At 69.8% G+C, this 11,475-nt stretch carries 14 protein-coding genes; 6 read left to right on the top strand and 8 right to left on the bottom strand.

The genetic code is table 11. The annotated features are described in order from the left end of the window. Together QZV94_RS17955 and QZV94_RS17950 are read left to right on the top strand one after the other, a co-directional pair. On the top strand, window positions 1-185 hold a 185-nt coding region (locus QZV94_RS17955; RefSeq protein ID WP_293679801.1), incomplete at its 5' end, for an SCP2 sterol-binding domain-containing protein. Further along, window positions 182-1,765 carry an alpha/beta fold hydrolase gene (locus QZV94_RS17950; RefSeq protein WP_293679797.1) on the top strand — a complete coding sequence of 528 codons (1,584 nt, stop codon included), beginning with the start codon at window positions 182-184 and terminating at the stop codon, window positions 1,763-1,765. The genes QZV94_RS17955 and QZV94_RS17950, both read left to right, overlap by 4 nt. Before the next feature lie 7 nt (window positions 1,766-1,772). Here QZV94_RS17950 and hisN read toward each other — a convergent pair whose 3' ends face one another. Beyond that, window positions 1,773-2,585: a histidinol-phosphatase gene (gene hisN, locus QZV94_RS17945; RefSeq protein ID WP_293679793.1), complete on the bottom strand. Its 813-nt coding sequence runs from the start codon at window positions 2,583-2,585 to the stop codon at window positions 1,773-1,775. Window positions 2,586-2,628: 43 nt separating this feature from the next. Then, on the bottom strand, window positions 2,629-3,024 hold the full coding sequence (locus QZV94_RS17940) for a helix-turn-helix domain-containing protein (RefSeq protein ID WP_293679790.1): 396 nt from the start codon (window positions 3,022-3,024) through the stop codon (window positions 2,629-2,631). Between the two features lie 103 nt (window positions 3,025-3,127). Here QZV94_RS17940 and QZV94_RS17935 point away from each other — a divergent pair, with 103 nt between their 5' ends. After that, on the top strand, window positions 3,128-4,039 hold the full coding sequence (locus tag QZV94_RS17935; protein ID WP_293679787.1) for a lysophospholipid acyltransferase family protein: 912 nt from the start codon (window positions 3,128-3,130) through the stop codon (window positions 4,037-4,039). On the opposite strand, the gene QZV94_RS17930 is transcribed toward QZV94_RS17935, so the two are convergent. The 3 genes from QZV94_RS17930 to QZV94_RS17920 all read right to left on the bottom strand — a co-directional run bounded on the left by QZV94_RS17930 (window position 4,036) and on the right by QZV94_RS17920 (window position 6,389). Then, window positions 4,036-4,248: a DUF2093 domain-containing protein gene (locus tag QZV94_RS17930; RefSeq protein WP_293679783.1), complete on the bottom strand. Its 213-nt coding sequence runs from the start codon at window positions 4,246-4,248 to the stop codon at window positions 4,036-4,038. The two genes, QZV94_RS17935 and QZV94_RS17930, sit on opposite strands and share 4 nt — an antisense overlap. Before the next feature lie 44 nt (window positions 4,249-4,292). Then, window positions 4,293-5,741 carry an exodeoxyribonuclease VII large subunit gene (gene xseA, locus QZV94_RS17925; protein ID WP_293679781.1) on the bottom strand — a complete coding sequence of 483 codons (1,449 nt, stop codon included), beginning with the start codon at window positions 5,739-5,741 and terminating at the stop codon, window positions 4,293-4,295. 144 nt (window positions 5,742-5,885) lie between these two features. After that, a complete protein-coding gene (locus QZV94_RS17920; RefSeq protein ID WP_293679779.1) occupies window positions 5,886-6,389 on the bottom strand; it encodes a GcrA family cell cycle regulator in 504 nt (167 codons plus the stop codon). 256 nt (window positions 6,390-6,645) lie between these two features. Between QZV94_RS17920 and QZV94_RS17915 the strand changes: the two genes are divergently transcribed. The 3 genes from QZV94_RS17915 to argF all read left to right on the top strand — a co-directional run bounded on the left by QZV94_RS17915 (window position 6,646) and on the right by argF (window position 9,763). Then, the gene (locus QZV94_RS17915; protein ID WP_293679777.1) at window positions 6,646-7,464 is read left to right on the top strand and encodes an ABC transporter permease; all 819 of its coding nucleotides are present in this window, start codon (window positions 6,646-6,648) and stop codon (window positions 7,462-7,464) included. Between the two features lie 173 nt (window positions 7,465-7,637). After that, window positions 7,638-8,828, top strand: coding sequence for an aspartate aminotransferase family protein (locus QZV94_RS17910; protein ID WP_293679807.1), 1,191 nt, complete (start codon window positions 7,638-7,640; stop codon window positions 8,826-8,828). Next, window positions 8,825-9,763, top strand: a complete 939-nt coding sequence (gene argF / locus QZV94_RS17905; protein ID WP_293679775.1) for an ornithine carbamoyltransferase — start codon at window positions 8,825-8,827, stop codon at window positions 9,761-9,763. Before QZV94_RS17910 ends, argF begins: the two co-directional genes overlap by 4 nt. Before the next feature lie 136 nt (window positions 9,764-9,899). Here argF and QZV94_RS17900 read toward each other — a convergent pair whose 3' ends face one another. The 3 genes from QZV94_RS17900 to QZV94_RS17890 are packed head-to-tail and all read right to left on the bottom strand — an operon-like array spanning window position 9,900 to window position 11,256. Further along, entirely contained in the window at window positions 9,900-10,415 is a 516-nt protein-coding gene (locus QZV94_RS17900) for an arsenate reductase ArsC (protein ID WP_293679804.1), read from the bottom strand. Beyond that, window positions 10,409-10,762, bottom strand: coding sequence for a helix-turn-helix transcriptional regulator (locus QZV94_RS17895; RefSeq protein ID WP_293679773.1), 354 nt, complete (start codon window positions 10,760-10,762; stop codon window positions 10,409-10,411). Before QZV94_RS17895 ends, QZV94_RS17900 begins: the two co-directional genes overlap by 7 nt. Next, window positions 10,762-11,256 carry an ArsI/CadI family heavy metal resistance metalloenzyme gene (locus tag QZV94_RS17890; RefSeq protein ID WP_293679770.1) on the bottom strand — a complete coding sequence of 165 codons (495 nt, stop codon included), beginning with the start codon at window positions 11,254-11,256 and terminating at the stop codon, window positions 10,762-10,764. The genes QZV94_RS17895 and QZV94_RS17890 overlap by 1 nt, the downstream gene beginning before the upstream one ends. Between the last annotated feature and the right edge of the window lie 219 nt (window positions 11,257-11,475).

Raw genomic sequence — 11,475 nt, 5'->3', positions numbered from 1 at the left:
TCACCAACGACGGCCTGCCGGCCGACCTAGTCGTGCGCATCAGCCGCGCCGACCTTGTGAAGCTGGGGAAGGGCGAGCTCGATCCGATGACCGCGATGATGACCGGTCGGATGAAGCTCTCCGACATGGCCCTGGCCATGAGCCTGCAGGGCGAAATCCAGGCGCTGTTCGAAGGCGCCGCGTGAGCGCCGCCATGTTCGAGCCCGCGCCCCTCATCGACATTCCGGAAGACCCCGTCCCGCCGGGCGCTGAGGCCAGTTGGTACGCCGGCGTCGGCGGCGTGAAGCTGCGCGCCGCCCTGTTCACCCCGCCGGGGCGCGGGCCGGCGCGGGGATCGGTGGTGCTCTCGGGCGGGCGCACAGAGCCGATCGAGAAGTACTTCGAGACCATCCGCGACTTCATGGATCGCGGCTTCGTGGTGCTGGCTCATGACTGGCGGGGCCAGGGGCTGTCGGCGCGCGAACTGCCCGACCGGCTGAAAGGCCACGCCCGCGGCTACAAGGCCTACCTCGAGGACTACCGCCGGCTCCTCAACGCCTACGAGGAGCGGCTGCCCCGGCCGTGGATCGCAGTTGGCCACTCGATGGGCGGCTGCCTGACCCTGCTGGCCCTGGTCAGCGGCGAGAAGCGTTTTGCCGGGGCCGTGCTGTCGGCGCCGATGCTCGGCCTCGCGCTCGGCCGGTACACGCAGCTCTCCGCCGTCGCCCTCTCGCGTCTCAGCCTGACCTTCGGGCGCGCTGGCCGCTACATGCTCGGCCAGGCGGGATCGCCCTTCGACGAGACCTTCGAAGGCAACAAGCTCACCCATGACGAACGCCGGTTCGCCCGCTTTCGCGCGCAGCTTCAGGCGAACCCGGATCTCGCCACAGGCGGCCCCACCTGGGGTTGGATCGATTTCGCCCTGAAGGCTACCGCCTACCTGTCGCATCCCGAGCGGCTGCGCGCCGTGACCGTTCCGGTGGACATCCTCTCCGCCGGCGAGGACGAGATCGTCGACAACGCGGCCCAAGCTGCGGCTGCGCGCAACCTTCCCCAGGGCCGCCTGATCACGGTGCCAGGCGCCCGCCACGAAATCCTGATGGAGACGGACGACATGCGTAACTTCTTCCTGCGAGTGTTCGACACCTTGACGGGGAAAGCCGCTCCGAAGCCCGCCGGCGCGCCCAAACCTGCTCCGCCGCCCTCCGCCGAGCCCGCGCCCGCCGCCTCCGTCCCGGCCCCCGCGGCCGCCGCCCCGAAGCCCACCCCGGCTCCGACCCCGACCCCGGCCGCCGCCGTGAAGCCCGCGGTCAAGGCGGCCAGGAAGCCCGCCGCGAAGAAGCCTGCTGTGGCGAAGCCTGCTGCGGCGACGGCCGCCGCGCCGAAGCCGGCGGCGGCGTCCAAGCCAGTCGCTCCGCCCAAGCCGCCCGCCGCCAAGGCCGCGCCGAAGACGGCGGCCGCCAAGCCGGCGGCTCAGAAGCCCGCGCCGTCGAAAGTCGCGTCGAAAGCCGCCGCGCCAAAGGCCACCGCGCCGAAGGCGGCTGCAAAGCCCAAGGCGAGCAAGCCTGCGGCCGCGCCGAAGCCTGCGGCCGCGCCGAAGCCTGCCGCCGCCAAGCCCGCTCCTAAGGCCGTCGCCAAACCGGCGGCCAAGAAGCCTGCGGTCAAGCCGGCCACCGCGAAGGCGCCAGCCGCAGCCAAGCCCGCGGCCACGAAGAAACCGGCTGCCGCGGCCAAGCCGTCTGCGGCGAAGAAGCCCGCCGGCAAGCCCGCGTCGGCCAAGACCTGACTAGCCGTCAGGCCGCCGCCCGCTTCAGCGCGACCAGCGCTTCGTCCAGGCAGGCGCGGTCGCCGGCGATAGCGACCTGGCCGCCGAATTGCCCCACGGGCTCGCCCCGCCAATCGGTCGTGATCCCGCCGGCGCCTTCGATTACCGGGATCGCTGCGTCGATGTCCCAGCTCTTGAGGCCCGCCTCGACCACAAGGTCCAACGTGCCGGCGGCCACCATTGCGTAGGCGTAGGCGTCGCAGCCCAGCCGCGCCAGCCGAGCGGCCGCCCGCACCTGCGTCCAGGCGCCCAGCTCGGCGCCGGAGAAGCAACCCTCGGGATCGGTGGTGGCGATGATGGCGCTGGTCAGTTTCGGGCACGGCCGCACCTTCAGCGGCCGCTCGCCGCCTGGGTGGATCAGCCGCGAGCCGCCGGCGTGGCCGATGTAGATCTCGCCCAGGAACGACTGGCCGATGGAGCCCAGCACGGGCCGACCCTCGTGGCGCAGGCCGATCAGGGTGGTCCACAGCGGCAGCCCGGCGATGAACGCCCGCGTCCCATCGACCGGATCCAGCACCCAGACCCAGTCGGCGTCCGGCCGGTCCTCGCCGTACTCCTCGCCGATGACGCCGTGGTTCGGATAGCGCTCGGCGATGCGCGCGCGGATGGCGCGTTCCGCGCCCTTGTCCGCTTCGGTGACGGGGTCGAACCCCACCTCGAATTTGTTGGTCAGTCCGTGATTGCCGCGAAAGAGGGGCAGGATGGCCCCGGCGGCGGCGTGGTTGAGCTCGACCAGGAAGGCGTCAAGCTCTTCCAGAAGCGGGGATCGGAAAGCGGCCATGCGACCGCATTACCCCGCCTGGGGCCGTGACTTAAGACAAAGATTAGGCCTCGACCTCGCCGTTCATCGCCTTGGCCAGGTCCAGCAGCCGCCGGCGCGGCCGTTCGCCGAGCTGGTAGTAGGCGTGGATCAGGTCCTGGGTTTCCTTGCTGGCCATGGTCTCGCTGGTGGACTGGGCGGTCTCGCGCTCCAGGCTCGCGCGCTGGTCGCGGGTCAGGCCCTCGTAGAAGTAGCTGACCGGCACTTCGAGCACCTCGGCCAATTGCCACAGCCGCGCGGCGGACATGCGGTTGGCGGCGCACTCATATTTCTGGATCTGCTGGAAGCGCACGCCGCAGGCATGCGCGAGTTCCTGCTGGGTGAGGCCTAGCAGTCGACGGCGCCGCCGCAGACGCCGGCCAAGATGGATGTCGATCTCGTCCATGGAATCCCCGACCATGATTTCCCTTCGTCCCGGTCCGGGACTCCGTGGTTGAGACACCGCAAATCCCACGCCACCCGCCTCCATTGCCGAACCATGGCGCCCTCCCGTAGGAAGGCTGATGGCCGCATCTAAACATTCATACGTGTCGGTTCCGATTTGGATGCTGGAAGCTGCCTCATTTGATCTGGTTTGTGCGCTCGCGCGGCTGTTTCCCATCGATGCTGTCTCCGATTTCGGCGCCTGGCTCTTTCGAGGCATAGGTCCGCTCACCAGTGCGCACCGGGTCGCGGAGCGCAACCTGCAGATCGTGTTTCCCAAGGCCAACGGCGCCGAAATTAAGTCACTCCTTCGTGCGCAGTGGGCGGAATTGGGGCGATCCTTAGCCGAATTTGCGATCGTCGACCGTATTGTATCCGACTCAGATCGCCTGGAGATCGTCGGGGAACCCCTGCTGAGCGCGATCGCCGCTGGCGGCGGCCCGGTGGTGTTCGTATCGGGTCACTTCTCGAACTTCGAACTTATGGCTGCGGCGATCGTGCGCGCGGGCGTGCCGGTCCAGGTGACCTATCGCGCCATGAACAACCCCTATGTTGATGCCCGGGTGCGGGCGACCCGGTTCAAATACGGCGTGCGAATGTTCGCGCCCAAGGGGCTGGAGGGCGCCCGCGAGCTGATGCGGGCGATCGAGCGCGGGGAATCCGTGGCCCTGCTCAACGACCAGAAGTTCAACGGCGGGGTGGCCGCGCCCTTCTTCGGCGTCATCGCCCACACCGCGCCCGGCCCATCCACCTTCGCGCTGCGTTTCGGGATCCCGATCGTCCCGATGAGCGTCGAGCGCACCGCCGATGCGGCGCGCTTCAGGGTGATCGTCCACGAGCCGATCCGCCTGGCCGACACCGGCGACCGCACCGCCGACATCGAGGCCGGCGTGCGCCGCATCAACGCCTTCATCGAGGATCGGGTGCTGGCCCGCCCGGCCGAGTGGTTCTGGGTCCACCGCCGGTGGCCGAACGAGGTGTATCGCCGCTAGCCGTGCGTCTCCTGCCAGCGTTCGAGAGCTTCCCTCGGCCCGGCGTAGGCCTCCTGCAACTCCGCGCTCCAGTAGCGCAGCTGCTCCAGCGGGATCTTCTGGCCGCTCACCGCGCAAAGCACATAGCGGCCAGGGCGCAGCACCGCGTACTCCCCATCGCCGTAGTGCAGCTTGGCCAGGTCGCCGAGGGTGCGGTCGTGGGCGTTCATGGCCGCCGATATAGCGCGCTCCCCTTTCCAGGAACAGAGCGCCCTCAGAACAGGTCGCCCTGGCCCGGCGGCGGCGCCTTGGCCTTCTTCGGCGCGCGGCGCACCAGGGTCGGGCTCTCGCTGGCCTGGCCGTCGATCACCGCCTGGCGCACCGTCCGGTCGCCGAACTTGATGCTGACCTCCTCGCCGCTGGCCAGGAGGCCGCCGTTGACCACCAGCGATCCGTCGGCCCGGTTCACCCTCGCAAAGCCGCGATAGAGCGGCCGGTCCGGGTCGACGGCGACGTAGAGCTTGGCGACGCCGCTCATCCGCTCGGCCAGCCGATCCAGCCGCCGCGCCATGCCCGGCTGCAGCCGACCGACCACCGCGTCCAGCCGCTGGCGCTGCACCGCCTGCGGCCGTTGCAGCAGGAGCGGCGTCAGCCGCGAGCCCACCCGCACCAGTTCGCGCTCGTGCACCGCCGCGTTCTGCGCCAGTCCGGCGCCCAGCTGGCCGGAGACGATGTCGAAGCGCTGCTCGGCCAGTCGCAGCAGGTCGGGAACCCGCTTCAGCGCCCGGTCCGCGTGCTCGATCCGCCCGCGCCGTTCCTCCACCACGCGCCCGCCGCAGCGGTGCATCCGTGCGCCCAGGTCGGAGACCAGCGCCTTCAGCTCGGCCAGCACCGGCGTCGCCATCTCCGCCGCGGCGGTCGGCGTCGGCGCGCGGCGGTCGGAGACGAAGTCGATCAGAGTGGTGTCGGTCTCGTGGCCCACCGCGCTGATCAGCGGGATCGGGCAGGCGGCCACCGTGCGCGCCAGGCCCTCGTCGTTGAACGGCCACAGGTCCTCCACCGAGCCGCCGCCGCGGGCCACGATCAGGATGTCGGGCCGCGGGACCCGCCCCGTCCCGTCCAGGCTTGAGAAGCCGCGGATGGCGGCGCTCACCTGCGCGGCCGCCGCCTCGCCCTGCACCACCACCGGCCAGACGATCACCCGGCAGGGCCAGCGGTCTCGGATGCGGTGCAGTATGTCGCGGATCACCGCCCCGGTCGGGCTGGTGATCACGCCGATCACCGCCGGCATCTCCGGCAGCCGCTGCTTGCGCGACGCCTCGAACAGGCCCTCGGCGGCCAGCTTCCGCTTCAGCCGCTCCAGCTGCGCCAACAGCGCGCCGACCCCGGCCACCTCCATCGTCTCGATGACGATCTGGTAGCGCGACCCTTGCGGATAGGCGGTGATCTTGCCGGTGACGATCACCTCCAGCCCCTGCTCGGGCCGGATCGACAGCCCGCGCACGCTGGTCTTCCAGACCACCCCGTCGATGGCCGCCCGCTCGTCCTTCAGCGTCAGGTAGACGTGGCCGTTGGAATGGTGCGTGACCTTGCTGAGTTCGCCCCGCAGCCGCACGAACCCATAGGCGTCCTCCAGCGTCCGCTTCAGCGCGAACGCCAGCTCCGAGACGGAGTACGGGCGGGCGTTGCCGGTCTCGTCCAGCAGGGGCGCGGCGTCGGTCATCGGGTCAAGTTAGCGGCGTCGCCCACATCCGCGCAAAGAAAGAAGGGCGCGGCCGGGACCGGAGGCTGCGACAGCTTCGGTTCCGGACGCGCCCCCATCCCCAACGGATAGTCGGCCGCCCCCCGTGGACCGGGGTGGGGCGGATCAGATGTAGCGGCGCAGGCTCCTGGCGAGCTCTGCGGCGCCGGACTTCTTCTTGGTCTGGACCGGCTGGTAGGCGACCGAGGCGTGTTCATGGCAGTAGGGGCCGGTCTCCTCGGAGCGGCGGCCGCAGAAGGTGAAGGTGTCGAGGGCCGGGTCGCCGATCGGCCACTTGCACATGTGCGCGCCCAGGGTCAGCACCGTGGCCGTGCCCGGCGTCTCGTCCACGTAGCGAACGGGCGCCGGGGCCGGGTGGGCCGACAGCGGCTCGGCGATCCGTCGCGGCGCGGACGGCGAGGCGGCGACCGGGCGGGCCGGACGCGGCGCCTTGAACACCGTGCGCTGCGGCTTCGACGGCGTGGCGCGGCCCGAAAGCCCCAGCCGGTGCACCTTGCCGATGACCGCGTTGCGGGTCACCCCGCCCAATTGCTTGGCGATCTGGCTGGCGGAAAGACCGTCCTGCCAGAGCTTCTTCAGGAGTTCGACCCGCTCGTCGGTCCAGCCCATGATCTCGCCTCCCTGATGGCCCCGGCGCGCCCCCAAGCGAGCCGGTATCTACATCTTGTGGTGCATGGCTAACTCGCCGTTCACCAACCACCATCAGTAGTAAACAAACGCCTAACGGCCACAATAGGCGCCATCGCGGTTCTCCACAGGAACTAGATGTTGCGTCAATCTGACTCGGGTCTGGGTTGTGGACGGCTGGGCCTGCCGGCGGCTGCGATCCCTTGCGCCCTACGCGCCCGGAGAGCACATCTCGGCCATGCGAGACCTCCCTGTCGCCGAAGCCGCCTTCCCACCGCAGCCGCGCGTCTACGACGGGATCAACTGGGAGGGGCTGAAGACGCTCTACCTCCGCGAGGTGCGGCGCTTCATCAAGGTGGGCTTCCAGACCCTGGCCGCGCCGGTGGTGACGGCGCTGCTCTACATGCTGGTGTTCGTGGTCGCCGTCGGCGGCGGGCGCGAGGTGCACGGCCTCGCCTACGGCACGTTCGTGGCGCCCGGTCTGATCATGATGCAGATCCTCAACAACGCTTTCCAGAACTCGTCGTCATCGCTCCTCCAGGCCAAGTTCAACGGTCTGATGGGCGATTTCATGACCCCGCCGCTGACCCCGGGCGAGCACGTCATCGGCTTCGGCGGCGGCGCGGCGACCCGCGGCATCGTCGTGGGAGCCATCACCCTGGTCGCCATCCTGCCCTTCGCCCGCCTGCCGGTGGCCCAACCCTGGGCGGTGGTCTACTTCGGCCTGAACGCGGCGCTGATCATGGGTTTCATCGGCATCATGGCCGGGCTCTGGGCCGAGAAGTTCGACCACATGGCCGCCGTCACCAACTTCGTCATCATGCCGATGACCTTCCTGTCGGGGACCTTCTACCTGGTGGAGGCTCTGCCGGAGCCCTTCCGCACGGCCAGCCACTTCAACCCGTTCTTCTACCTGATCGACGGCTTCCGCTACGGCTTCACCGGCACGGCCGAGAGCCATCTGGGCGTGGGGGTCGCGCTCAGCGGCGGCCTGACCCTGGCGCTGGGCTGGGTGAGCCTCTGGATGTTCCGCACCGGCTACAAGATCAAGACCTGAGCATTCCCTCCCTCCGACGGGAGGGAATGCCCCCAAGGTTGACTCCGTCACGTTCCGCGACGAAAACGCCAAGCCTTCCGGTCCCCGCCGCTAACGCCGCGGGGACGTTTCCTTTCAGGAGGGCCCCGACCGTGGCCGAGACGTCCGCGCCGCCCGTCCCCAGCGACCACATCATGGGCGTCTATGCGCGCGCCCCGCTGGCGTTCGAGCGAGGCGAGGGCAGCTATCTCTACACGGAGCAGGGCGAGGCCTACCTCGACTGCATGGCCGGGATCGCGGTGACGGCCCTGGGGCATTCGCACCCCAAGCTGGTGGCCGCGGTCAAGGAGCAGGCCGAGAAGCTCTGGCACACGTCGAACATCTTCCGCATCCCGAACCAGGAGAAGCTGGCCGGGATGCTGACGGCCCATTCGTTCGCCGACGTCTGCTTCATGACCAACTCGGGCACGGAAGCCATCGAGTGCGCCATCAAGACCGCGCGCAAATACCACTGGGCCAAGGGCCAGCCCGAGCGGATCGACATCATCGGCTTTGACGGCTCGTTCCACGGCCGGACGCTGGCGGCTGTGAACGCGTCGGGCAACGCCAGCTACCTCGAGGGCTTCGGCCCCCCCATGCCCGGGTTCGTGACCGCCCCGTTCGGCGACCTCGACGCCCTGAAGGCGCTGGTCGGCCCGACCACCGCGGCGATCATCCTGGAGCCCGTGCAGGGTGAGGGCGGCGCACGCTCGTGGCCCGACGCCGATCTGCGGGCCATCCGCCAGCTCTGCGACGAGACCGGGACCCTGCTGATCTATGACGAGATCCAGTGCGGCCTGGGACGCACGGGCAGGCTCTACGCCTACGAGTGGGCCGACGCCCCGCCGGACATCATGGCGATCGCCAAGGCGCTGGGCGGCGGGTTCCCGGTGGGCGCGTGCCTGGCCACGGCCGAGGCGGCCCGCGGCATGACCCCGGGCTCCCACGGCTCCACCTACGGCGGCAACCCGCTGGCCATGGCGGTGGCCGTGGCCTCCGTCGAGGAACTGGTGAAGCCCGAGTTGATGGCCCACGTCCGCGAGGTCGCCGGCTACCTGAACCAGCAGATCGCCGGCCTCAAGGACCGCTACCCGGACGTCGTCCTCGACATCCGCGGCAAGGGCCTCCTGATCGGCGTCAAGCTCGCCACGCCCAATCGCGAGTTCATGCAGCACGCCCGCGACCAGCACCTGCTGCTGGCCGGCGGCGGCGACAACTGCGTGCGCCTGCTCCCCCCGCTCACCCTCAGCCTCGAGGAGGCGCGCGAGGCCATCGAGAAGATGGAGCGAGCCTGCCAGGCCGCGCAGGCTGAGGCGAAGGCCCCCAAGGATACCGTGGGCGCATGAACGCCGCCGCCCCGCGGCACTTCCTGGACCTGTGGAAGCTCGAGGCCCGCGAGCTTCGCCTGATCCTGGAGGACGCCAAGGCCCGCAAGGCCGCCCGCCTGGGCTGGCCGAAGGGCCGGCCCGACGCCGACCGTCCCGCCGAGGGCCGGACGCTGGCGATGATCTTCGAGAAGAACTCGACCCGCACGCGCTTCTCGTTCGACGCGGCCATGCGCCAGTTGGGCGGCGACGTGATCATCTCCACGGCCACCGACATGCAGTTGGGCCGCGGCGAGACCATCGAGGACACCGCCCGGGTGCTCTCCCGCATGGTCGACGCGGTCATGCTCCGCTCCAACAGCCACGCCGACGTGGAGCGCCTGGCCGGGGCCGCCAGCGTGCCGGTGATCAACGGCCTCTCCGACAAGAGCCACCCCTGCCAGATCATCGCCGACCTGCAGGCCTACGAGGAACGTTGCGGGCCGGTCGAGGGCAAGACCCTCGCCTGGGTCGGCGACGGGAACAACGTCTGCTCGACCTTCATCCACGCCGCCCCGTTGTTCGGCTTCGAACTGCGGATCGCCAGCCCGGCGAAATACCCTCCGAATGACGCCGACCTGGCGCGCGCCGCCGACCTGCAGGGCCGCATCCTGGTCACCGAGGATCCGCATGAGGCGGTGGACGGCGCCGACTGCGTGATCACCGACACCTGGGTTTCCATGGGCGACACCGACCGCGACGACCGTCTGGCGGCGCTGGCCCCCTATCAGGTGGACGAGGCGCTGATGGCGCGCGCCAAGCCTGGCGCCGTCTTCATGCACGACCTGCCCGCTCACCGTGGCGAGGAGGTCACCGGCGAGGTGCTGGACGGCCCCCGTTCGCTGGCCTGGGATGAGGCGGAGAACCGCATCCACGCCCAGAAATCCATCCTCGCCTGGTGCTTTGGCGCACTCTGAATTGTAGCCCGTGAAGCTGCCGGGCGAGGCCCAGGATTATCACGGCCCAGGTGGACGGCTCGGGAACGGCGGCCAACGGCGCTTCGAGGTCAGGAATGCGGCGGGCGCAAGCGCGGCGTGCGGCGGCTCGGCCCGCTCATGCCGGTTGGCTGTCGGCGGTCTTGCCGATATCGCGCACCCGCTCCTGCAGGGACAGCCGGTCCAGCTTCGCCGCCGGCAGCGCGAGCAGCAGTTCGATGCGGTTGCGCAGCTGGCGAGCCGCCTCGCGGAAGGCCACCGCGATCTCGGCCTCGCTGCCCGTGGCCGCCGCCGGATCGGGAATGCCCCAGTGCGCCGTGATCGGCTGGCCGGGCCAGATCGGGCAGACCTCGCCGGCGGCGTTGTCGCAGACGGTGATGACGAAATCGAGCGGCGGCGCGCCCGCGACGGCGAACTCGTCCCAGGGCTTCGACCGGAAGTCGCTGTCGCGGAAGCCGAGGGCGCGCACCAACGGCAAGGCGTACGGATTGACCTCGCCCTTCGGCATCGAACCGGCGGAGAAGGCCTGGAAGCGCCCGGCGCCCAGGCGGTTCAGCAGCGCCTCGGCCAGGATCGAGCGGGCGGAATTGCCCGTGCACAGGAAAAGCACGTTGAGCGGACGGTCCATCAGCAGGCCCTCCCTTCGGCGCCGCAGGGTTGGCTGGCGACCAGCGACAACGGCGCGCAGATCTCCGGATGGCCGCAGCAGCAGTCCTCGACCAGGAAGGCCAGCAACTCGCTCATCTGGGCATAGGCCGCCGCATAGATGATCGAGCGGCCATCGCGCCGCGAACTCACCAGCCCGGCGGCGCTCAGGATGCTGAGGTTCGACGACAGGGTGTTGGCCAGCGCCCCGGTTGCGCGCGCGATCTCACCGGCGGCCATGCCTTCGGGCCCGGCGCGCACCAGCATTCGGAAGATGGCCAGCCGCCCCTCGTGGGCCAGTGCGGAGAGGGCGGCGACGGCCGAGGTCGGCTCCATCAGCAGCTCCCGGTCCCGCAGGCCATGGCCTTCTGCGCGGCCGGCTCGGGCGCAGCCGCCGGCGCGCCGCAGCAGGCCGCCGTGGATTTGGCCTGCGCCTCCAGCGCCGCCAGCGCCTGGCTCTCGCCATAGGTCACCGCTTCCCCGAACGTGAAGAAGGTCTCCCAGCGCAGCCCGGCCGGATCGCTGACCCAGCTCTTGTCCGACTGGGCGTAGCAGCAGGTGGTGTTGGTCTCGTCGAAGGTCTGCGCGCCCGCCGCCTTCAGCCGGCTGGAGAGCTCGCCGAGTTCGGCGGCGGAATCCACTTGGATGCCCACATGGTCGAGACCCGGGGTGCGGTGCGTGGAGATCGCCAGGTTCACCTTCGGATCGTCCAGCATCCACTTGGCGTAGTCGTCCTTCACCACGCTCGGCGGCGCCCCGAACAGGGTCTCGTAGAACTGGATGGACTGGGCGAGGTCGGGCACGCTCACGTGCAGGTGCAGGCGCTTCATCGGCAGGCTCCGGTGGGTCTTCGTAACAATTCTATAATTCCAGAATTATAGAATCGTCAAGCGTCATTCGACCAACCCTGCCGCGGGCGGACGATCGGAAAAATCGAACTGGCAGGCGTCGATGCGACCGATTCTGACGCACCCGCTCTCTACCGTCGCGGCGTGATGTCCGAGCCGCTGCCCATCGATCCCGATGCGATGCTCGCCCGGCTGGCCGTG

The organism is uncultured Phenylobacterium sp. (assembly GCF_902826855.1).
Taxonomy (GTDB): Bacteria; Pseudomonadota; Alphaproteobacteria; order Caulobacterales; family Caulobacteraceae; genus Phenylobacterium.
This window is presented reverse-complemented; position numbering and strand designations above follow the sequence as displayed.